At 75.7% G+C, this 20,374-nt stretch carries 25 protein-coding genes; 8 read left to right on the top strand and 17 right to left on the bottom strand.

Annotated features, from left to right (window positions below; genetic code table 11):
* The first annotated feature begins 445 nt into the window (after positions 1-445).
* Together lnt and AC1050_RS02400 are read left to right on the top strand one after the other, a co-directional pair.
* A complete protein-coding gene (gene lnt, locus AC1050_RS02405; protein WP_482385784.1) occupies positions 446-2,011 on the top strand; it encodes an apolipoprotein N-acyltransferase in 1,566 nt (521 codons plus the stop codon).
* Positions 2,008-2,781: a polyprenol monophosphomannose synthase gene (locus AC1050_RS02400; protein WP_482385783.1), complete on the top strand. Its 774-nt coding sequence runs from the start codon at positions 2,008-2,010 to the stop codon at positions 2,779-2,781. Before lnt ends, AC1050_RS02400 begins: the two co-directional genes overlap by 4 nt.
* Positions 2,782-2,865: 84 nt before the next feature.
* Here AC1050_RS02400 and AC1050_RS02395 read toward each other — a convergent pair whose 3' ends face one another.
* The 4 genes from AC1050_RS02395 to AC1050_RS02380 form a co-directional block, all read right to left on the bottom strand.
* Entirely contained in the window at positions 2,866-3,210 is a 345-nt protein-coding gene (locus AC1050_RS02395) for an RNA polymerase-binding protein RbpA (protein WP_454048758.1), read from the bottom strand.
* A gap of 117 nt (positions 3,211-3,327) precedes the next feature.
* Complete coding sequence (locus AC1050_RS02390) at positions 3,328-4,425, bottom strand: carboxylate-amine ligase (protein WP_482385782.1); 1,098 nt, start codon at positions 4,423-4,425, stop codon at positions 3,328-3,330.
* A 66-nt stretch (positions 4,426-4,491) separates the two neighbouring features.
* The gene (locus AC1050_RS02385) at positions 4,492-4,785 is read right to left on the bottom strand and encodes a DUF4287 domain-containing protein (RefSeq protein WP_482385781.1); all 294 of its coding nucleotides are present in this window, start codon (positions 4,783-4,785) and stop codon (positions 4,492-4,494) included.
* A gap of 29 nt (positions 4,786-4,814) precedes the next feature.
* Positions 4,815-5,315 carry a hypothetical protein gene (locus AC1050_RS02380; RefSeq protein ID WP_482385780.1) on the bottom strand — a complete coding sequence of 167 codons (501 nt, stop codon included), beginning with the start codon at positions 5,313-5,315 and terminating at the stop codon, positions 4,815-4,817.
* A gap of 147 nt (positions 5,316-5,462) precedes the next feature.
* On the opposite strand from AC1050_RS02380, the gene AC1050_RS02375 reads away from it, so the two are divergent.
* Complete coding sequence (locus AC1050_RS02375) at positions 5,463-6,041, top strand: shikimate kinase (RefSeq protein WP_482385779.1); 579 nt, start codon at positions 5,463-5,465, stop codon at positions 6,039-6,041.
* 6 nt (positions 6,042-6,047) lie between these two features.
* On the opposite strand, the gene AC1050_RS02370 is transcribed toward AC1050_RS02375, so the two are convergent.
* From AC1050_RS02370 to AC1050_RS02360, 3 genes are read right to left on the bottom strand one after another with little or no spacing between them, the layout of a single operon-like run.
* Entirely contained in the window at positions 6,048-6,287 is a 240-nt protein-coding gene (locus AC1050_RS02370) for a hypothetical protein (protein ID WP_482385778.1), read from the bottom strand.
* A 7-nt stretch (positions 6,288-6,294) separates the two neighbouring features.
* Positions 6,295-6,534 carry a helix-turn-helix domain-containing protein gene (locus AC1050_RS02365; protein ID WP_482385777.1) on the bottom strand — a complete coding sequence of 80 codons (240 nt, stop codon included), beginning with the start codon at positions 6,532-6,534 and terminating at the stop codon, positions 6,295-6,297.
* Positions 6,534-7,013, bottom strand: a complete 480-nt coding sequence (locus AC1050_RS02360) for a DUF2975 domain-containing protein (RefSeq protein WP_482385776.1) — start codon at positions 7,011-7,013, stop codon at positions 6,534-6,536. The genes AC1050_RS02365 and AC1050_RS02360 overlap by 1 nt, the downstream gene beginning before the upstream one ends.
* Before the next feature lie 121 nt (positions 7,014-7,134).
* On the opposite strand from AC1050_RS02360, the gene AC1050_RS02355 reads away from it, so the two are divergent.
* Together AC1050_RS02355 and AC1050_RS02350 are read left to right on the top strand one after the other, a co-directional pair.
* The gene (locus AC1050_RS02355; protein WP_482385775.1) at positions 7,135-8,673 is read left to right on the top strand and encodes an outer membrane protein assembly factor BamB family protein; all 1,539 of its coding nucleotides are present in this window, start codon (positions 7,135-7,137) and stop codon (positions 8,671-8,673) included.
* 22 nt (positions 8,674-8,695) lie between these two features.
* Entirely contained in the window at positions 8,696-9,874 is a 1,179-nt protein-coding gene (locus AC1050_RS02350; protein WP_482385774.1) for an epoxide hydrolase family protein, read from the top strand.
* Here the strand turns inward: AC1050_RS02350 and AC1050_RS02345 are convergent.
* The 4 genes from AC1050_RS02345 to AC1050_RS02330 all read right to left on the bottom strand — a co-directional run bounded on the left by AC1050_RS02345 (position 9,871) and on the right by AC1050_RS02330 (position 12,842).
* Positions 9,871-10,569 carry a hypothetical protein gene (locus tag AC1050_RS02345; protein ID WP_482385773.1) on the bottom strand — a complete coding sequence of 233 codons (699 nt, stop codon included), beginning with the start codon at positions 10,567-10,569 and terminating at the stop codon, positions 9,871-9,873. The two genes, AC1050_RS02350 and AC1050_RS02345, sit on opposite strands and share 4 nt — an antisense overlap.
* Complete coding sequence (locus tag AC1050_RS02340) at positions 10,566-11,147, bottom strand: RNA polymerase sigma factor (protein ID WP_482385772.1); 582 nt, start codon at positions 11,145-11,147, stop codon at positions 10,566-10,568. Before AC1050_RS02340 ends, AC1050_RS02345 begins: the two co-directional genes overlap by 4 nt.
* Positions 11,144-12,220 (bottom strand): amidoligase family protein, encoded by a 1,077-nt coding sequence (locus tag AC1050_RS02335; protein WP_482387224.1) that lies wholly within the window; start codon positions 12,218-12,220, stop codon positions 11,144-11,146. Before AC1050_RS02335 ends, AC1050_RS02340 begins: the two co-directional genes overlap by 4 nt.
* 64 nt (positions 12,221-12,284) lie before the next feature.
* Entirely contained in the window at positions 12,285-12,842 is a 558-nt protein-coding gene (locus AC1050_RS02330) for a hypothetical protein (RefSeq protein WP_482385771.1), read from the bottom strand.
* A gap of 278 nt (positions 12,843-13,120) precedes the next feature.
* On the opposite strand from AC1050_RS02330, the gene AC1050_RS02325 reads away from it, so the two are divergent.
* A complete protein-coding gene (locus AC1050_RS02325) occupies positions 13,121-15,505 on the top strand; it encodes an ATP-binding cassette domain-containing protein (protein ID WP_482385770.1) in 2,385 nt (794 codons plus the stop codon).
* 9 nt (positions 15,506-15,514) lie between these two features.
* Here the strand turns inward: AC1050_RS02325 and AC1050_RS02320 are convergent, their stop codons facing one another.
* The gene (locus tag AC1050_RS02320) at positions 15,515-16,528 is read right to left on the bottom strand and encodes a serine hydrolase domain-containing protein (protein ID WP_482385769.1); all 1,014 of its coding nucleotides are present in this window, start codon (positions 16,526-16,528) and stop codon (positions 15,515-15,517) included.
* 109 nt (positions 16,529-16,637) lie between these two features.
* Here AC1050_RS02320 and AC1050_RS02315 point away from each other — a divergent pair, with 109 nt between their 5' ends.
* Both AC1050_RS02315 and AC1050_RS02310 read left to right on the top strand, forming a co-directional pair.
* Positions 16,638-17,153, top strand: coding sequence for an SRPBCC family protein (locus AC1050_RS02315; protein WP_482385768.1), 516 nt, complete (start codon positions 16,638-16,640; stop codon positions 17,151-17,153).
* On the top strand, positions 17,150-17,512 hold the full coding sequence (locus AC1050_RS02310) for an ArsR/SmtB family transcription factor (protein WP_482385767.1): 363 nt from the start codon (positions 17,150-17,152) through the stop codon (positions 17,510-17,512). Before AC1050_RS02315 ends, AC1050_RS02310 begins: the two co-directional genes overlap by 4 nt.
* Positions 17,513-17,589: 77 nt before the next feature.
* On the opposite strand, the gene AC1050_RS02305 is transcribed toward AC1050_RS02310, so the two are convergent.
* The 5 genes from AC1050_RS02305 to AC1050_RS02285 all read right to left on the bottom strand — a co-directional run bounded on the left by AC1050_RS02305 (position 17,590) and on the right by AC1050_RS02285 (position 20,347).
* A complete protein-coding gene (locus tag AC1050_RS02305) occupies positions 17,590-17,982 on the bottom strand; it encodes a RidA family protein (RefSeq protein ID WP_482385766.1) in 393 nt (130 codons plus the stop codon).
* A 67-nt stretch (positions 17,983-18,049) separates the two neighbouring features.
* Positions 18,050-18,421 (bottom strand): STAS domain-containing protein, encoded by a 372-nt coding sequence (locus AC1050_RS02300; RefSeq protein WP_482385765.1) that lies wholly within the window; start codon positions 18,419-18,421, stop codon positions 18,050-18,052.
* Between the two features lie 158 nt (positions 18,422-18,579).
* Positions 18,580-19,350, bottom strand: a complete 771-nt coding sequence (locus tag AC1050_RS02295) for a phosphotransferase enzyme family protein (RefSeq protein WP_482385764.1) — start codon at positions 19,348-19,350, stop codon at positions 18,580-18,582.
* Positions 19,347-20,009, bottom strand: a complete 663-nt coding sequence (locus AC1050_RS02290) for a cation efflux transmembrane domain-containing protein (RefSeq protein WP_482385763.1) — start codon at positions 20,007-20,009, stop codon at positions 19,347-19,349. Before AC1050_RS02290 ends, AC1050_RS02295 begins: the two co-directional genes overlap by 4 nt.
* Complete coding sequence (locus tag AC1050_RS02285) at positions 20,006-20,347, bottom strand: ArsR/SmtB family transcription factor (protein ID WP_482385762.1); 342 nt, start codon at positions 20,345-20,347, stop codon at positions 20,006-20,008. Before AC1050_RS02285 ends, AC1050_RS02290 begins: the two co-directional genes overlap by 4 nt.
* Positions 20,348-20,374: the final 27 nt, after the last annotated feature.

Genomic DNA, 20,374 nt, shown 5'->3' with positions numbered 1-20,374 from the left:
GGCGGTCGCCCGGACGGGTGAACCCGCTGGTCCGGGCACGCGGCCGCGTCACCCGCCGGTCGCCTGGGCGTCACCCGATCGACACGCCGTACGACACGCCGGGGCGGTCCCGCCAACGGGACGATTCCGGCACGGGCCCGTGCGGTGCACGACCTGCGGCGACGCCCGCCCGAGCCCCGTGAGCACCCTTGACACCCCCTGGCGTTTCGGTAGGTTCTCCGCAGTGGTCGGGCGGAGACGCCGGACGGCGGGCCGGCGGGAACGACGGTCGCCGCGGACCACGTCGGGCTCCGACTCGGCCCGCGTGTTCAGTAGAGAACGGGCACCGCCCTCGGTGGTGTCGTGCGGTACGAAGGACACGCGGGCCGGTCGGTCGGCCCCTCACCCGGTCGGGACCTCGACGAGCCGGCACCGGGCGGTCAGCCGGGTGCCGTACCCTGGCGCGGTGCTGCCCCGTGACCCCTCCCGCTGGTGGAGCGCGCTGCTGGCGGTGCTCGGCGGGCTGCTGACCTGGTCCGCGTTCCCCGACCTCGGCTGGTGGTACGCCGCCGCGCCCGGGATCGCCCTGCTGTTCCTGGCGATGCGCCGCGACAGCGCCCGGTGGAACGCCCTGCTCGGCCTGCTCTGGGGCCTGGCGTTCTTCGTGCCGCTGCTCACCTGGGCCGACGACGCCGTGGGCGTGGTCCCGTGGCTCGCGCTGTCGGTCGCCGAGGCGGGGTTCGTCGCCCTGTTCGGCGCCGCCTGGTCCTGGGCCCGTCGCGGCGAGGCGGTCTGGCGGCGCGGGTCGCTGCAGCTGGTCGTGTTCGTGGTGCTCTGGGTGGCGGTCGAGGAGCTGCGGTCGATGTGGCCGTTCGGCGGGTTCCCCTGGGGCCGGCTCGCGTTCTCGCAGGCCGACTCCCCGGTGCTGGCGCTCGCGAGGCTCGGCGGCGCGCCGCTGGTGTCCGCCGCCGTGGCCGCCGCCGGCGTGGCGCTGGCCCTCGCGTGGCTCGCCGCCCGCCGGTTCGCGCTGCTGCCGGTGATCGGCCGGGTCTCGGTCGCGGTCGGGCTGGTCGTCGTCGGCCTGCTGGTGCCGATGGACACCCGCGCCGAGGACGGCACGCTGCTGGTCGGCGCGGTGCAGGGCAACGTGTCCGAGCCCGGCCTGCACGCCTTCGACCAGCGGCGCGAGGTCCTGGACAACCACCTGGAGGGCACGCACCTGCTGCTCGACCAGGTGCAGCCCGGCGAGCTCGACGTCGTGCTCTGGCCCGAGAACGGCACGGACATCGACCCGCAGGTCGACACCGACGCCGCGGCGGACATCGAGGCCGCGGCGCAGGCCGTCGGCGCGCCGCTGCTGATCGGGACGATCGAGTACCCGAAGTCGGGCGGCCGGTACAACACCGCGCTGCTCTGGGAGCCCGGCGAGGGCCCGGTGGCGAGCTACTCGAAGCAGCGTCCCGCGCCGTTCGCGGAGTACATCCCGCTGCGCGACCTCGTGCGGCCGTTCTCCTCGGCGGTCGACCTGGTGCAGCACGACATGATCGCCGGCACCGAGCCGGGCGTGATCCCCCTGGAGTCCGAGCGGCTGGGGCGCACCGTGCAGATCGGCGACGTCATCTGCTTCGAGGTCGCCTACGACGGCATCGTCCGGGAGAGCGTCCGCGAGGGCGCCGAGGTGCTGGTCGTGCAGACCAACAACGCCTCGTTCGGGTTCTCGCCCGAGTCCACCCAGCAGCTCGCGATGTCGCGGCTGCGGGCGGTCGAGCTCGGCCGCGCCACGGTCCAGGTGAGCACGGTCGGCGTCAGCGCCGTCATCTCGCCCAACGGGACGGTGGCGCAGGACACCGCGCTGTTCACGGCCGAGCAGCTCGTGGCCCGGCTCCCGCTGCGGCAGTCGCTGACCCCGGCGGCGGCGCTCGGCGCCTGGCCGAGCGGCGTGGTCGGGGCCCTGGCGGTCGTCATGACCGTGGCGGGCGTCGCGGGCGCCCGGCGGACCCGGCGCGCGGACCGGCCGGAGCCGGCGGCGTGACGACGAGCCTCCGCGCCGCGGGGCGCGTCCTCGTCGTCGTGCCCACCTACGACGAGCGCGAGAGCCTGCCGCGCGCCCTCGCCGCCGTGCGGCAGCACGTCCCGGACGCCGACGTCCTGGTCGTCGACGACGCGTCGCCCGACGGCACCGGCGACATCGCCGAGGCGATCGCGACCTCGGACGCGGCCGGCCGGGGCCGGACCGCCATCCACGTCCTGCACCGCTCCGGCAAGCAGGGGCTCGGCACCGCGTACGTGGCGGGCTTCCGCTGGGCGCTCGAGCGCGGCTACGACACGGTCGTGGAGATGGACGCCGACGGCTCGCACCGCGCCGAGGACCTGCCCGCGCTGCTGGCCCGCGTGCCCGACGCCGAGCTCGTCATCGGCTCCCGGTGGGTGCGGGGCGGCCGGGTGGTCAACTGGCCGTGGCACCGGCAGCTGCTGTCCCGCGGCGCCAACGTGTACGCCTGGCTCGCCATGGGCCTGGACGTGCGGGACGCCACGGCCGGGTTCCGCGCCTACCGCGCCGGCGCGCTGGCGCAGCTGCCCCTCGGCACCGTCGCGTCCCAGGGGTACTGCTTCCAGATCGACATGGCCTGGCGGGTGGTCCAGGCGGGCGGCCGGGTCGTCGAGGTGCCGATCACCTTCGTCGAGCGCGCCGAGGGCCGGTCCAAGATGAGCCGCGGCATCGTGGTCGAGGCGCTGGTCCGGGTGACCGTGTGGGGCGCGCACGAGCGGCTGCGCCAGCTGCGCGCCCTCGTGCGGCGCTGACACGCTCCTGCACCGCTGACGCCGCCCGGGACGACGACGGGCCCCGCACCGTGCGGTGCGGGGCCCGTGCGTGCGGATCAGCCGTCAGGCGCTGCGGCGGAGCTTCCCGGCGCGCAGCAGGTCCAGGCGCTCGTCGAGCAGGTCCTCGAGCTCCTTGATGGTGCGGCGCTCGAGCAGCATGTCCCAGTGCGTGCGGGGCGGCTTGGTGGCCTTCGGCTCCGGCTTGGACGCGTCGCGCAGCAGCGCCTCCTCGCCGCACCGGCACTCCCACACCACCGGCACGTCGGCCTCGACCGAGAACGGCAGGATGATCGTGTGCCCGTTGGGGCAGTCGTAGTAGGCCTGGAGACGGGGGGCGAAGTCGACGCCCTCGTCCGTCTCCATGCTGTGGGACCCGATGCGCATACCGCGCAGGGACCGGTTCGACATGCGGGACCTCCGTGCCTTGACGTACAAACGTGTTGCTTACCGGTGGGCACAACGTCCGGGGATGGTGCTGTGTTCCAGTGTCTCGTGAAGGTCCGGTGAACGCGCGCCGAGCGCGGCTCAGCCCAGCGTGCTGCGCACCGCCCGGCGGACCAGCTCGGCGTCGTCGGCGCCCTCGTGCCGCCACGCCCGCTGCTGCTGCGCGCCGTTGCCGCGCTCCAGCACCCGGGCGAGGTGCTGGGTGACCCAGTCCAGGTCGCCCGCCGCGGTCAGCGCCGGGGCGACGTGCCGCACCAGCTCGTCGACGGCCGTGCGGGCCGGGACCGGCCGTCCGGACTCCGGGCTGACCAGCTCGCCCGTCAGGCCCGAGCGCGCGGCGCGCCACCCGGCCACGCGGATCTCCTCCGCGCGGGGCTGCGGCCGGGCGTCGGCCGGCCCGGTGAGCGCGGTGTCGGCGAGCCCGCGGACCAGCGCACCGAGCAGCACGGCGTCCTCCGGGTCCAGGCACACGTCGGCGACCCGGACCTCGACCGTCGGGTACACCGCCGACAGCCGGGCGTCGAAGTAGATCATCCCGGAGTCGAGGATCGTGCCGCTCTCGACCAGCGACCGGACGGTGCGCCGGTAGGTCTCGGCGTCCCCGAACGGCGCGGTCGGGCCGGCGGTGGGCCAGCGGCCCCACACCTGCGACCGGAAGCTCTGGTAGCCGGAGTCGTCGTCGCGCCAGTACGGGCTGTTGGCGCTCAGCGCGAGCAGCACCGGGTTCCACCGCCGCAGGTGGTCCACCACGCGCACGCCCTCGTCGTCGTCCGCCACCTCGACGTGCACGTGGCAGCCGCACGTCAGCTGGTCGCGCGCGGTCTGCGCGAACGTCTCCGCGATGTCCTGCGCGCGGCGGTTCACCACCACCGTCGGCTCGACGTCCTTCGGGGACGTGCCCAGCGCGGCGATCCGCGCGCCGGCGTGCTGCGCCGAGGAGTCGGCGCGCCACCGGCCCGCGCGCACCTCCTCCAGCAGCGTCGGCAGGTCGGCGCACGGGTGCGTCGAGGTCTCGATCTGCTCCTGGGTGAACTCCTTCTCCAGGGAGCCGCCCGGCTCGTCCGGGTCGTCGTCGCCGTCCTGGGCGGAGGCGTACTGCAGCGCCGCTGCGGCCACCGCGCGGGGCGAGCCGTCCTCCGACACGAGCAGGAACTCTTCTTCCACACCGATCGTCCGCACGGAGGCAGTCTGGCGGCCGATCCCGCGTCTGTCCTGCTGAGCAGGCCCGTCACCCGGCCGGCGCGGTCACGATGCGGGCTTCGACGCCTTCCCGTCCAGCCACAGCGTCGTCGACTGGTCGCGGTGCACCCCGTCCGACCCGACGTGCTTCTCGCTGATCGTCGGGCCCTTCTTGATGACGTGCACCAGCGCCATGGCGTGCCCGCGGCCCAGGCCGTAGTCCTCGGCCAGCCAGGCGACGATCGTCCCCGCCTTGACGGCGGGGTCGTCGTAGCCTTTCGCCACGGCCTGGTCGACGAGCGCGCGCGGGGTGAGCCCGGTCCTGTCCTCGATCGCGTCGAGGTACGCCTGGAACGACATGGGCCGACGGTAGCGGACCGCCTCGCGCTTCAGGGTGCGACCGGCTCCCGGGGTTCCTTCGAGGACGCGCGCGCGCCGAGCGGCCGGGCCCGGCGCCAGACGATCTCGGCCTGCAGGCCGACCATCAGCGCGATCATCACGAGGATCTCGCCGACGCCGCCGTCGTCGCTGATGTCCCGCAGGTAGGCGATCGTGCCCAGCGCGACCTTCGCGACGATCAGCCCGACGAACAACCCGATCGTCAGCGGCGTCCCCTGCGCCCGGACGGTCCCGGTCGCCGCGTCGCGCCAGACGCGGGTGTGCCGTCCCCGGACGATCCCGACGACCACCGACAGCAGCAGGCTGATCGCGAGGAACACGATCGGCCAGAACGTGCGCGGCAGGTTGAACCCGCCGATGAGGACGCCGACCCCGGCGTAGATCAGGGCGAGCTTGAACCGCGTGCTCCCGACCACCTCGTGCTGCTGCGTCTGCCGGATGATCGCGTACACGACCAGAGCCAGGATGAGCAGGTAGTTCCAGGCGTCCATCTCGATCGACCCCCCTGTCGATCGCTCGCGGCGTGCCCGGCGTCCGGACGAGACCGGTGTCGCGCGTGGAGCGGCGTCCGCCACCCTGGCAGAGCGGCGAGGCGGCCGGCCAGCCCCTGACCACCTGGTGACCGGCAGGATGGCCCGGTGACCGCCGCCCCGCTGCTCGTGTTGATCGGCCCCGCCGCCGCGGGGAAGTCCACCGTCGGGGCGCTGGTGGCCGACCGGCTCGGCGTGCCGTTCGTCGACCTCGACGCCGTCGCGGCGCCGGCGTACGCGGAGGTCGGCTGGTCGGTGACCCGGCTGACCACGCGGATCGCGGCGGTGGGGCGGCTCGCGGCCGAGGTCGAGTGGGAGCCGGCGCGCGCGCACGCGGTGGCCCGTGTCGTGGCCGAGCACCCGGGCGCGGTCGTCGCGCTCGGCGCCGGGCACACCAACTTCACGTCGGCGGTGCACGCCGCCGCGGTGCGGGCGGCGCTCGCGCCGGTGCGTGCGGTGGTCCTGCTGCTCCCCGCCGAGGCGCCCGAGGAGGCCCTCGCGGTCCTGCGGGCGCGGTCGCTCGCGGACAAGGGGACGGACTGGGTCCGCGACGGCCACGACTTCCTGGCGGGGTGGGTCGCGGACCCGGCCGTGCGCACGCTCGCCACGCACGTCGTGGTCACCGGGGACGAGCCGCCGGGGCGGACCGCCGAGCGCGTGGCCCGGCTGGTCCGTCCCGAGGGCTGAGGGCGGTCAGCGGATCTCGTCCCGCAGGTGCTCGGTGCCGACCGAGGACCCGTCCGGCGTGCGGAACGGGGTCGCGTCGCCGTCGGCCGTCGTCGGGTCCGCCGCGTCGGCGTCCTCGGCGGCGTCCGGGTCCTCGCCGCCGACGCCGAAGCCCGGCGCGGTGTCGGGGGCGCCCTGGCCGGGGTCGGCGGCGGCGATCGTCTCGTCGTGGTCGGGGTGCGGCATGAACGGCTCGGCGGTGCTCATGGCGCCATCAGAACGCGGCGTCGCCGTCCTCGCCACCGGTGCCGTCCTCGACCCACTCCAGCAGGTCGCCCGGCTGGCAGCCGAGGACGCGGCACATCGCGTCCAGGGTGCTGAACCGGACCGCCTTGGCCCGGCCGTTCTTCAGCACCGCCACGTTGGCCGGGGTGAGCCCGACCCGCTCCGCGAACTCGCCGACGCTCATCTTGCGGCGGGCCAGCTCGACGTCGATCCGGACGACGATCGGCATCAGATCACCGCGTCCAGGTCGGTGCGCAGCGTCGTCGCCTGCCGCAGCAGCGCGCGCATCACCAGGAGCACCAGGCCGATCACCGCGACCACGACGGAGGCCAGGAACAGCAGCAGCGGCATCCCGGGGTCGTCCGCGCGGAACCCGACCCAGCCGAGCACGCCCAGCAGCACCACCCACGCGGCGGCGACCGACCACACGATCGCGTCCACCCAGCCGAGCGAGGCCTCGGTGAAGATGCGGTCCCGGCTCACCAGCGTCAGCAGGCGCCAGGTCGCGACGACGACCACCTGGACGCACAGCACCCAGAAGATCGTGATGATCGTGGCCGGCCAGCGCAGGTAGGCCTCCTCGGGGTTCTGCTCGGCCATGTACCGGAACTGGCCGGGCAGCGACATGGTCTGGAACAGGACGAGGACGGCGAACAGGACGACGAGGAAGACGCGGAGGAGGGCTGTCGCCCCACGATCGATGCTCATGCGGTCGAGAATCGCGCGGAATCTATCGAAAGTCAATCGGTCCGGCCGCTTCCGAGCGCGCACGCACCGGACGCTCCCGAAACCCGCACGCGCGTGGCACCGCACGCCCTAGGTTGCGGGGATGGACCGCGCGGACGGGATGCAGGAGGTCGAGCTCGCCGAGCTCGCGGAGCCCGGCGCGGGCAGCCGCTCGCCGGATCCGGCCCGCCGCCCGGCCACCGCCGGCGCCACCGCCGACGCCGACGACGCCACGGACCGGCGCCGGCGCCGCCGCCGCGCGGTGCTCCGGTGGTGGCCGCTCGGTCTGCTCGCGGTGGCGGCGGTGGTCGGCAGCGAGGTCGTGCTCGACGCGCGCGAGCGTGCGCGGGTCGCCGCGGCGCGAGAGCACCCAAGCGTGGTGGGCTACGACGTCGGACCCGGCGTGCGCGCGCACCGTTCGGACCCCGCCGCGCTGCCCTCGCTCGACGTCGTGGTGGGGGACCTGCGGGTCGAGCCGGCCGAGGTGGTGCCCGGCACGCCGCGGGCGGTGCGCGGCGTGGACGTCGCGTCGGGCGACGAGGTGTGGCGAGCCGAGCTCGAGGACGCGGCACGCGCCGCGGAGCTCGGTTCCCTCGACCCGCCGGGCTGCTGGGCGGCGGGCAGCCCGGCCGAGCAGGCGGTCTGCTTCGTCCAGGACACGCCGACGACAGCGGTCGACGGCGGCGGCTACGAGCTGGAGCCGCCGGTCCGGGCGCGGCTGGTGCGGATCGATCCCCGCACGGGTGCCCTGACCGAGGACCGCGAGCTCGCCCCGCGGTCCTCGGTGACGGTCAGGGGAGACGAGCTCGTCGTCGCCGAGGTGGTCGGGAACGGCGTGCGGGTCGCGGTGCAGCACGCCGTGACCGGCGAGCAGGGGTGGTCGGCAGCGCTGCCGGCGGACGCGCGCGTCCTCGCGGGTGTGCCGGACCAGTCGCCGATGGTGCAGCTGACCGAACGGCACGTCGTGGTCCAGGTCGGCCAGCGGTCGTGGGCGGTCGACCGCGGGGACGGGCGGGTCGAGGTCGCCGCGGCCCAGGTGTGGGTGGGCCGCGGCGAGCGCTTGATCAGCCACAGCATCGACGACGGCATGACCCGGCTGCGGGGGGTCGACGGGTCCGGTGACGCGCCGGCGGTCGGCTTCCCGGTCTGGTTCGACGTCGACGACGGCAGCGTCCCGGGGTGGGACGTGCTCGCGGACACCGACGGCGGGAACCGGCGGCTGCGCGCGGTGGACGCCCGCACGGGCGAGCAGATCTGGGAGCACACCCTGGTCGGGCCGTCCGAGGGATCCCTGATCCTGCTCGACGACGTGCTCTACGGCGCCGACGGGGCGGCCGTCTGGGCGCTCGACGCGCGGGACGGCACCTCGATCTGGCGCACCCCGCGCGACCCGGAGGCGGGGGACGTGGCGGGCGACGCCTCCGCGGGGGCGTGGTCCGCGCCGGTCACCGACGGGCGGCAGCTGCTGCTCGTCGAGCCGGAGACGCCGGGGGACGGCAGCCGGGCGGTGCTGCGGGCGTGGTCCCTCGCCTCCGGTGCCCTGCTGTGGACCGCGCCGCTGCCGGAGGAGGCCGGTGGGCACGCCGGCGTCTGGGACGGCGCGCTGTACGGCATCTGGCCCGACCGGGTGCTGCTGCGCTGAGTGCCGGTCCTAGGGTGGCCCCATGCCGGACGCCGTGCCCCGCCCCGAGCCGTTCACCCCGCGCGCCGACCCCGCGGCCCTCGCCGACCTGCGCGCACGCCTGCGTGCCACCCGGTGGCCCGACGCGCCTCAGGGCGGGGGCTGGGACCTCGGTGCCGACGTCGGCTACCTGCGGGAGCTCGTGGCGTACTGGGCGGACGGGTTCGACTGGGCGGCGCAGGAGGAGGCCGCGGCGCGGCTGCCGCAGTTCCGGGTCGCCCTGGGCGGCCTCGGCATCCACTTCGTGCACGCCCGCGCCGTCGCCCCGGCCGGGCCGGTGCTGCCGCTCGTGCTCTGCCACGGCTGGCCGGACTCGGCCTGGCGGTACCGGAAGGTGGTCGACCTGCTGACCGACCCGGGCGCGCACGGCGCGGACCCGGCCGACGCCTTCGACGTCGTGGTCCCGGACATGCCCGGGTACGGGTACTCCGACGCCCCGCACGGCGCCCCGCTGGACTCGGTCGCCGTCGCCGGCCTGTGGGCCGACCTGATGGGCGTCCTCGGGTACGAGCGGTTCGGCGCCGCGGGCGGGGACATCGGCAGCCACGTCAGCCGGTACCTGGCGCTCGACCACCCGGACCGGGTCGTGGCCGTGCACCGCACGGACGGCGGCATGCCGCGGTACGCGGGCGACCCCGCCGAGCTCACCCCGGAGGAGCGCGACTGGCTCGCGCGCGGCGCGGCCTGGCTGGCGGCGGAGGGCGCCTACGGGGCCGTCCACCGGACGAAGCCGCAGACCCTGGCGGTCGGCCTGACCGACTCGCCGGCCGGGCTGGCCGCGTGGATCGTCGAGAAGCTCCGCGCGTGGAGCGACGGCGACGGCGACGTCGAGCGCAGCTTCACCCGGGACGAGATCCTCACCCTGGTCACCGAGTACTGGCTGACCGGGACCATCGGCTCCTCGATGCGGATGTACGCGGCCAACGCCGCGACCCCGCCCGAGCAGCTGGCCCGGCGGGTCGAGGTGCCGTCGGGGTTCGCGCTGTTCCCGGGCGACATCCTGCGCCCGCCGCGGGCGTGGCTCGAGCGCACCACGAACCTGGTGCACCTGACCGAGCCGGCGCGCGGCGGGCACTTCGCGGCGTTCGAGGAGCCCGAGCTGTACGCGGCGGAGCTGCGGGAGTTCTTCCGGCCGTTCCGCCCGACCCCGCAGGGCGGCTAGCCCAGCGCCCCCGCGGCGTCCGGCTCGTCGGAGGGCGGCACGGGCAGCGTCCGGCCGGCCAGCAGGTCCGCGCCCGCCAGCGCCTTGGCCTCGGAGGTCGCGACGTCCCACAGGTCCGCGAGCTGCTGCGCGTCCTCGAACGTGTAGCCGGCGTCCCAGAACGCGGCCTGCCGCTGCGCGTCCGTCGCCGCCGCGGGATCCAGCGGCGGCAGGGCGGGGATCGGCTCGCCGTCCAGCAGCATCTGGCCCGCGCGCGCCTTCGTCTCCGTCGGGTCCGTGCCCCACAGCTCGGCGAGCCGGTCGACGTCGTCGGCGTGGTCCGAGGCCCAGAACGCCTGGTACTGCTCGCGGGTGTAGTCGCCCGGCAGGGCCGACCAGTCGATGCCGACCGCGCGGGCGACGTCCTCGACGGCCACCGCGAACCCGGTGTACGGGTTGCTCGCCGCCGCGGCCCCGGCGCCGACCACGACCAGCGCGGAGGCGGCGACGGACGCGGCGGCGACCTTGGCCACCCGGCGGACGGGCAGCGGTACTGGGACGGCGGGTGCGGCGGCGGCCTCGGCGAGCCGAGCCGCGACGCGCGCGGACGTCGCGGCGGTGTCCGCGGCCGCGGGCTCACGGGACCGCAGGGCCCGCGCGACCAGGTCCTCGAGCGGGTCGCCGGTGCCGCCGGCGGGACGGTGGTGCTCGGTCATGGCTGCTCCTCGGAGGTCGGCAGGTCGGCGGCGCGCAGCGTGGCCAGCGCGCGGGATGCGTGGGAGCGGACGGTGGCGGCGGAGGTGCCCAGGACGCTCGCGATCTCGACGTCGGGCAGGCCCTCGTAGTACCGCAGCACCAGCACGGTGCGCTGCCGCGGCGGCAGCGCCGCGAGGTGCCGCCACATGGCGTCCTCCTCGACGACGCCGTGCGCGTGGTCCGCGCGGGACCCGGCGTGCGCGGCGAGGACCTCGTCGGCCGCGGGCCGGATCGTCCGCACGTGCCACCGCCGGCGCCAGGACAGGTGCTCGTTGGTGACCATCCGCCGCAGGTACAGGTCCGGCCGGTCCATCAGCGCGATCCGGTGCCACCGCACGTGCGCGCGGAGCAGGACCTCCTGGACCAGGTCGGCGGCCGTGTGCTCGTCCCCGACGAGCACGCTCGCGTAGCGGAGCAGGCCCGGCAGGTGCGCGCGCACGACGTCGTCGAGGTCCCGGGCGGGCGGTGCGACGGCGTCCCGCCGCGGCGCGACCGCCGGGGTCGGGACGCTGTCCGGGGCGGGGAGCCACGTGGTCATCGACGTGCCCCCTCGACGGCGGCGCGACCCGCGAGCGCCCGGAGCGCCGCGAGCGGGTCACCGGCGGCGACCTCCGCCGGGCGGGGCAGCGGCCGGGGCTCCAGGCAGCGCAGCAGCAGCGCCTCGACCAGCGCGGCCCGCCGGACGACCGCCCGCGCGTCGACCTCGCCGGGGAGGATCCGCACCTCGACGGTGTCCCGGACGGGCCGCTCGGCGACCAGCTGCGTGAGGTTCACGTCCGCGTACTTGGTGAGCCCGGCGGCGCGGGCCGCGTCCCGCAGCCGCGGCCAGGCCGCCGCGTCGTCCGCCCACGGCTGCTCGACCAGCTCCAGCAGCGCGTCCGGCAGCGGTGCCAGGCGGCGGCACGCGGGGTTGGTGCCGAGCACCGCCCAGAGCTCCGCGCGCCAGTGCCCGAACAGCCGGACCAGGTTGGCGAACGCGGCGGGCGTGCGGAACGGCGCGCCGTCCACGTGCAGGTGCACCGCCGCCTCGCGGGGGACGGTGAAGCCGAGCTCGCGGGCGGGCAGCAGCAGCCGCTCCAGCTCGCGCGCGTGGTCCGCGACCAGGGGCGGCGTCACGACCTCGCACGGCCGCTCCCGTCCGGCCGGCAGCGGCAGCGCCACGGCGATCGTCGCCCCGGCCGGGTCGTTCACCCGGGCAGCGCGGCCCACCAGCTCGACCTCCGCGCCGAACAGCGGCGCCACCGGGCGCAGCACGTCGGCCAGCGGCGCGTCCGGGTCCGCGTGCCGGTCCACCAGCCGCAGCAGGCGCGCGTCGTCGCACAGCACGCGGTACCAGCCGCGGTGGCCGGGCGCCGTGCCGGTGCCCGCGAGGTCGGCCTCCAGCGTGATGTCGTCCACCAGGCGGGCGACGGGGCGCCCGGCGGCGTCGGTGACGTCGAAGGCGGGGGACAGGTGCCGGAACACACCCACGCCGGCCACCGCCGACGGCTCGCTGTCGGTGTGGAACGACCGGCGCACCCGGCCGCCGCACCGGGCCGCGAGCGCGTCGGCCAGCACCTGCCGGTCGGATCCGGCGGGCGCCAGCAGCTCGATCTCGAAGCCGGTGCGCAGGGTCAGGACGGGCGCGTCGATGGTCGTCTCCTCCTCGGGCGGGTCGTCGGCGGTGGCGGTGGTGTCAGGAGCCCGCGACCTCGGCCGGCGTCCCGACCGGCTCGACCGGCAGCGGCTCGCCGTCGAGGAGCAGCTGCCCCGCCCGTGCCTTGGTCTCGAGGAACTCCGTGCCCCACAGCGCGCTCAGCTCGTCGACGTCGTCCGGGCCGTACCCGGCGCCGAAGAACGCGTCGGACTGCTCGGGCGACACGACCGCCGGCGGCTCCTCGGTGCCGCTCGGCGCGACCGGGACGGGCTGGCCGTCCAGCAGCAGCTGGCCCGCCCGCGCCTTGGTCTCGGTGTCGGCGGTGCCCCACAGCGCGCTGAGCTCGGCGACGTCCTGCGCGCCGTAGCCCGCGCCCCAGAAGGCCTCGTACTGCGCCTGCGAGTAGTTCTCCGGCATCGCCGACCAGTCGATGCCGACCGCCTGCACGGCGCCCTCCACGGCACGGGCGAACCCCGTCCCGGGGTTGGCCGCGGCGGCGAGTCCGGCGCCGGCGACGCAGAGCGTGGTGGCCGCGAGGCCGACGGCGACGAGGCGGAGCGGCGTCCGGCGGGAGCCGGTGGTGGGGGTCGCGTTCACGGGGTTCCTCCAGGGAGTCGGTGGGGCGTGCCCCCTAGAGACGCGGCTCGACGCGGATCTGTGCAGTCCGCGGCGGCACGAGAGTAGGTGCGGACGACGGCCGACCCGGACCGGTCCGCGCACGACGCGCCGCACGGCCCGGTCCTGCGGGCGGGCACCTACGCGGCCGGAAGGGGGTCCCGCGGTGTCGCACAGCGCCACTACGGTGGTCCTGCGCCGGACGCCGGAGCCCGCGCGCGACCAGGGGAGCGGCTCGCCGCCCGACCGAGGGGACACCCATGACCACGGCCACGAGCACCGACGGACGTGCCACGCACGTCGCCGACAGCCACGACCTGATCCGGGTCCGCGGCGCCCGCGAGAACAACCTCAAGGACGTCAGCCTGGACATCCCGAAGCGCCGGCTGACGGTGTTCACCGGGGTGTCCGGCTCGGGCAAGAGCTCGCTGGTGTTCGCGACCATCGCCGCCGAGTCGCAGCGGATGATCAACGAGACGTACAGCGCGTTCGTGCAGGGGTTCATGCCGACCCTGGCGCGACCCGACGTCGACGTCCTGGACGGCCTCACCACGGCGATCATCGTCGACCAGGAGCGGATGGGCGCGAACCCGCGGTCCACCGTCGGCACGGTGACCGACGCCAACGCGATGCTGCGGATCGTGTTCAGCCGGCTCGGGCAGCCGCACGTCGGCTCCCCGCAGGCCTTCTCGTTCAACGTCGCGTCCATCAGCGGCGCGGGCGCCGTGACGTTCGAGAAGGGCGGCACCACCACCAAGGAGCGGCGCGAGTTCAGCATCACCGGCGGCATGTGCCCCCGGTGCGAGGGCCGCGGCACGGTGCAGGACTTCGACCTCACGCAGCTGTACGACGCCGACAGGTCGCTGGCCGAGGGCGCGATCACCGTCCCCGGCTACTCGATGGACGGCTGGTCCGGCCGGATCTTCGGCGGCAGCGGCTTCTTCGACATGGACAAGCCCGTGCGGGAGTTCACCGAGGCCGAGCTGCACGACCTGCTGCACAAGGAGCCGACCAAGATCAAGGTCGAGGGCATCAACCTCACCTACGAGGGCCTGATCCCCAAGATCTCCAAGTCGATGCTCGCCAAGGACGTCGACGCGATGCAGCCGCACATCCGCGCGTTCGTCGAGCGGGCGATCACGTTCACCACCTGCCCTGACTGCGACGGGACGCGCCTCAACGAGGGCGCGCGGTCGTCCAAGGTCGCCGGCATCAGCATCGCCGACGCCTGCGCCATGCAGATCAGCGACCTGGCGGCCTGGGTGCGGGGGCTGGACGAGCCGTCCGTCGGACCGCTCCTGGAGTCGCTCGGGGAGACCCTCGACTCGTTCGTCGAGATCGGGCTGGGCTACCTGTCGCTCGACCGCCCGTCCGGCACGCTGTCCGGCGGCGAGGCGCAGCGCACCAAGATGATCCGCCACCTGGGGTCGTCGCTGACCGACGTCACCTACGTGTTCGACGAGCCGACCATCGGGCTGCACCCGCACGACATCCAGCGGATGAACGAGCTGCTGCTGCGCCTGCGGGACAAGGGCAACACCGTGCTGGTCGTCGAGCACAAGCCCGAGGCGATCGCGATCGCCGACCACGTCGTCGACCTCGGACCCCGCGCCGGGACCGCCGGCGGCGAGATCGTGTTCGAGGGGACCGTCGAGGGCCTCCGTGCCAGCGGCACCCTGACCGGCCGGCACCTGGACGACCGCGCCGCCGTCAAGCCGTCGGTGCGCTCCGCCACCGGCGCGCTGGAGGTGCGCGGCGCCGCCACCCACAACCTGCAGGGCGTCGACGTCGACGTGCCGCTCGGGGTCCTGGTCGTCGTCACCGGCGTCGCCGGGTCGGGCAAGAGCTCGCTGATCCACGGGTCCGTGGCGCAGCGGGACGGTGTCGTCTCGATCGACCAGGGCGGGATCCGCGGCTCGCGGCGCAGCAACCCCGCCACCTACACCGGGCTGCTCGAGCCGGTGCGCAAGGCCTTCGCCAAGGCCAACGGCGTCAAGCCGGCGCTGTTCAGCGCCAACTCCGCGGGCGCGTGCCCGACGTGCAACGGCGCCGGCGTCATCTACACCGACCTCGGCCCGATGGCGTCCGTCGCGACCACCTGCGAGGAGTGCGAGGGCCGGCGGTTCCTCGCCTCCGTCCTGGAGTACCGGCTGGGCGGGAAGAACATCGCGGAGGTGCTCGCGATGTCCGTGACCGAGGCCGAGGCGTTCTTCGGGGCCGGGGAGGCGCGCACGCCTGCCGCGCACGCGGTGCTCGACCGGCTCGCCGACGTCGGCCTCGGGTACCTCAGCCTGGGGCAGCCGCTGACCACCCTGTCCGGCGGCGAGCGGCAGCGGCTCAAGCTCGCGACGCACATGGGGGAGAAGGGCGGCGTGCTCGTCCTCGACGAGCCCACGACCGGCCTGCACCTGGCCGACGTCGAGCAGCTGCTCGGTCTGCTGGACCGGCTGGTCGACTCCGGCAAGTCCGTCATCGTCATCGAGCACCACCAGGCGGTGATGGCGCACGCCGACTGGATCATCGACCTGGGTCCCGGAGCCGGGCACGACGGCGGACGGGTGGTGTTCGAGGGCACGCCGGCGGACCTGGTCGCCGCGCGGTCGACCCTGACCGGCGAGCACCTCGCGGCCTACGTGGGGGCCTGAGGCGGCGGCTCAGCCGACCGGGCCGGACTCCCGGAGCACCGGCCAGGCCCCGTCCGACCAGTTCGCCAGCACCGACTCGGTGACCCCCGACCGCGGGTCGTGCCGGGTGCGGGCGGAGACGCCCGCGTCGTAGCCCTCGAGGACCAGGTCGGCCGAGTCCAGGCCGAGCCAGAAGCCCGCGCCGTACCGCATCCCCTCGTCCTCGACGACGTGCCGCGGCGTCGTCATCGTGGCGAGCGTCGCCGCCGAGACGATCCGGTGCGCCAGCAGCGCGCGCCAGAACGCGGCGAGGTCGGCGGTGGTGGTGAACACCCCGCCATCACCCGTCGCGCGCACCGGCAGGTGCAGCACGTTGGTGCGCAGACCGGTCGCGTGCAGGTACCCGCGGGCGACGTCGCCCGGCAGCTCGTCCATCCGCAGGAACGCCGTCCGCGTCATGCCCGCCGGCTCGAGCACCCGCTCGCGCACCAGGTCCGGGTACGGCGTGCCCGACACGCGCTGCGCGACCAGCGCCAGGAGCACGTAGCCCTGGTTGTTGTAGGCGAACGCCGCGCCGGGCGGGCTCACCTGCGGGTGCCCGCCGAGCATCGGGAGGAAGGCCTCGGTGTCGTCCAGCAGGTGCGTCGGGAGGGTGAGCACGTAGTCGGTGATCGCGCCGCCGGCGCCCTCGTCGAGGTAGTCGCCGATGCCCGACGTGTGGGTGAGCAGGTGCTCGACCGTCACCCCGTCGTCGACCAGCGGCAGGTCGTCGCCCAGCACCGGACGGACCGGGTCCGTCCACCCGAGCGAGCCCTCCTCGACCAGCGAGGCGACCGCCAGCGCGGTGAACCCCTTGGACAGGCTCGCGACCCCGAACCGGTGGTCCGTCGTGGCGGGAACCCCGTGCGCGCGGTCCGCGAGGCCGTAGGCCCGGTCCAGCACGACCTCGTCGCCGGCGTCGACGCGGACGACCCCGCTGAACCCGGTCGCGAGCGCGCGCTCGTGCAGGGCGGCGGCGTGGGCGGCGGCATCGTCGACGGGCATGGGGCCAACCTAGGGATCGCCACCGACCGGACGCGAGGCATTTCCGCGGACGTAGCGCAACTGATGGTTGCGCTCAGGCCCGGCGCGGGCATAGCGTGACGGGCAACCGATGGTTGCACTCAACGAGGAGGACGCGATGTCGCAGGAGAACCCGGTGCTCGAGGTCGGCAGCATCGAGCGGGAGATGCACGTGGACGCAACGCCGGACGTGGTCTACGAGGTGCTCAGCAGGCCCGAGCACCTCCGGGAGTGGTGGCCGGACGACGCCGAGCTCGGGCCGGCGGTGCCCGGGACCACCGGCGAGATCGTCTTCGGGGTCCGCGGGCGGCCCGACGCCGTCGTCGAGCAGCTGACCGTCGTCGAGGCGGTGCCGCCCCGCACCTTCGCGTTCCGCTGGACGCACCCCGCCGGCTCCGCGCCGGACGAGGGCAACTCGCTGCTCGTCACCTTCCGGCTGGAGCCCGCCGGCACCGGGACGCGGGTGCGGATGACCGAGACCGGCTTCCGCGAGCAGGGCTGGGAGGTGGCCCTCCTGGAGCAGCGGTACGCCGAGCACGTCGAGGGCTGGGACTGGTTCCTGCCGCGGCTCGCGGCGTACGCCGGCTCCCCGGCGGCTCGCCGATGACCGTGGTCGCCGTCGACGACGCCCTGTGGTCGGCGGTCGGCGACCCGACGCGGCGGCGCCTGCTCGACCTGCTGCTCGCCGAGGGCGGCGGCACCGCGACCTCGCTCAGCGAGCACCTGCCCGTCACGCGGCAGGCCGTGGCCAAGCACCTCGGCGTGCTCGACCGCGCGGGGCTCGTGCACGGCGTCACCGAGGGCCGCGAGAAGCGCTACCGCGTGGACGACGACCAGCTCGCGCGGGCCGTCGGCCAGCTCGAGGACGTCGGACGGACCTGGGACGCCCGGCTGCGGCGGATCAGGCGGCTCGCCGAGGCCGTCCAGGCGCAGCGCGACGCGGCGGACGACGCACCGCCCGGGTGACCGCCTCGCCGACCCCGTGCCCGGCGCGCGGGGTCGGTGAGGTGTCGGCGTGGGGTCGCCGCCGGTTCAGCGCCGGTTCAGCGCGGCGGCACCGCCGCGACGGCCTCGACCTCGACCAGGGCGCCCGCCCGGGCCGGGGTGACGGCCAGCACCGTGACGGCCGTGCGGCGCTGTCCCCACACGGCGCCGGTCGCGGCGTACGCCTCCGTCGGGTCGACGCCCGTGGCGAGGTAGATGGTCAGCTTCACGACGTGGTCGGCGTCCGTGCCAGCGGCGTCGAGCACCGCGAGGACGTTCCGCAGCGCCTGCTCCGTCTGCGGGCCGAGGCCCTCGAGCAGGGTGCCGTCCGCGACGGTGCCGTTCTGGCCGCCCACGTAGAGCGTCGGGCCGGCCGGCGCGATCATCCCCCACGCGAACGCGGGGCTGGCCGGCAGCGTCGCCGGGTCCACGGGGATCGGGTGCGTGGTCATGGCGGTTCCCTCCGTCGGGGTCCCCGCCAGTCTCCCGCCAGCCTCCGACACGCACCGGCGTCCTCGGTCAGCCGCGGTGGTCCGGCACGTCGAGCAGGTCGTGGGTCCGCACGGGGACCGCTCGCCGCGCGGCTCGGACGGGCAGCGGGTCGTCGCACAGCGCAAGCGCCTGCCGGACCCACCGGGAGGCCCGGACCCGGACGCCGTGCGGACCGGCCGCGTCGCGGAGCCGGACCAGCATGCGCACGCCCTCGGCCCCGCAGAACGTGACCTCGCGGCAGTCGAGCTCGGCCGGGCGCTGCCCGGCCGCCACGGCGTCGACGACGTCGGTGAACGCCGCGCGCATGCCGGCGTCGAGCTCGCCGGTGAACCGGACGTCGAGCGGGCCGTCGGCCGCGCGCACCTGCACGGTGCCGCAGGTCGACCGGGCCTCGGCCACGGTCGTCGGGGAGGTGCGGGGAGTGGGGCGCAGGAGACGCTCCGGACGTCGGGGGTGGCGGGCTGCGCGGCTCCGACGCCCCACCGGCGGGCGGCGGGCTCGGAGCCGACGACCTCCCCACCGTCTCACGCCCCGTGCCCCGCCGGCCAGCACCGCGATCAGGCGCGTCCTCGGGCGCCCCCGAGCCGGTCGGCGTGCGCCGCGACCCAGGCCGCGTCCGACCGGTACAGCTGCGCGTGGCCGCGGAGGGCCTCGTCCCCGTCGGCGCGCGCGGCGGTGAAGTCGGCGAGCGCATGCAGCCGGCCGACCACGGCGGCGAGCACGTCGGCCGGCCCGGGGCCGGCACCGTACGCCTCGCACAGCAGCCGCAGCCGCGTCCGTCGGCGGACCGCCCCGTCGCCCGGGACGAGCACGTCGTCGGCACCGGTCAACGGCACCAGGCGGTACGCCAGGTACGCGAGGTCCCACACCCGCGGCCCCGGCACGGCGGTGTCCCAGTCGACGACACCGGTCAGGCGGCCGTCGCGGAACACCATGTTGTACGGCGCGAAGTCGCCGTGGCCGACCACCTCCGCCGGGGCGCGCGGGGGCAGCCGCCACACGGCCCCCGCGGTGTCGAACCCGGCCGTGGCGTCGTGCAGCTCGGCGAGCAGCCGCCCCGCGTCGCGGAGCACCTGGTCGGTCCAGACCCAGTCGGGCATCGGGTACTGCGGCACGACCCCGGGCAGGAAGCCGACGGCGTCCCGCCCCTGCTCGTCCACGCCGAGGGGCTCGGGTACCCACGTCAGCCCGTGGTCGCGCAGGTGTCCGAGCAGGCGCTGCACCGTCGGTGTCCAGGGCCCGGCCGGGCGCCGGACCGTGTCGCCGACGCGGACCGCACCCCCGAGGTTGCCGCCGGGCAGCACCTCCTCGCCGTCGGCGCCCGTCACCGGTCGCCGCGGACCATCTCGGCGACGGGCGTCCCGCACGCGTCGCCGTGCCACGCCTCGACCCCCTCGCGCACGGCGAACCCGGCGATCACCACGGCGGCGAGCGGGTCGGCCCACCACCAGCCGAGCGCGCCGTTGAGCAGGAGCCCGGCCAGCAGCACCGCGGACAGGTACGAGCACAGCAGCGTCTGCCGGGAGTCCGCGACCGCCGAGGCCGAGCCCAGCTCGCGCCCGGTGCGCCGTTCGAACCACGACAGCGCCGGCATCACCGCGAGGCTGACCGCCGCGAGCACGATGCCGACCGTGGAGCGGTCCGGCTCCGCGCCGCCGAGCAGGGTGCGGGCCGCGTCGACGGTCACGAACGCCGCCAGGGCGAAGAAGGACAGCGCGATCGCCCGCATGGCGGCCCGCTCGCGGGTCTCGGGGTCCGGGGCGGCGAACTGCCAGGCGACCGCCGCGGCGGACAGCACCTCGACGACGGAGTCCAGCCCGAACCCGACGAGGGCGCTCGACGACGCCGCGCGCCCGGCGGTGATGGCCACGACCGCCTCGACGACGTTGTAGGCGATCGTGCCGAGCACGACGAGCCGGACTCGGCGCTGCAGCACCACGCGCCGTTCGGCGCCGAGCGGCTGCGCGTCCGCGGGCACGGTGCTCACGCGGCTGCCCGCCCGCAGGTGCAGCCCGGGCCGCAGCACGCCGGGTCGACCGCGAGCACGAGGGCGAGGAGGTCGGCCAGGGCGGGCGCGAGGCGGGTGTCCGCGAGGCGGTACCAGGTGCGACGGCCGTCCGGCACCGTCTCGACGAGCCCGCAGCCGCGCAGGCAGGCGAGCTGGTTCGACATCACCTGCCGGGAGACGCCGAGGGCGTCCGCGAGGTCCGACGGGTACGCGGGCGCCTCGCGGAGGGCCAGCAGGATGCGGGTCCGCGTCTCGTCCGACAGCGCGTGACCCAGCCGGGACAGCGCAGCCGTGTGCGTGAGGGTGACGGTCTCCATGCGCCGACGGTACAGCGAAACGTGTAC

Source organism: Cellulomonas sp. NEAU-ZC6, from assembly GCF_056844425.1.
The sequence above is the reverse complement of the archived record's forward strand: the minus strand, read 5'-3'. Positions and strand labels throughout refer to the sequence as shown.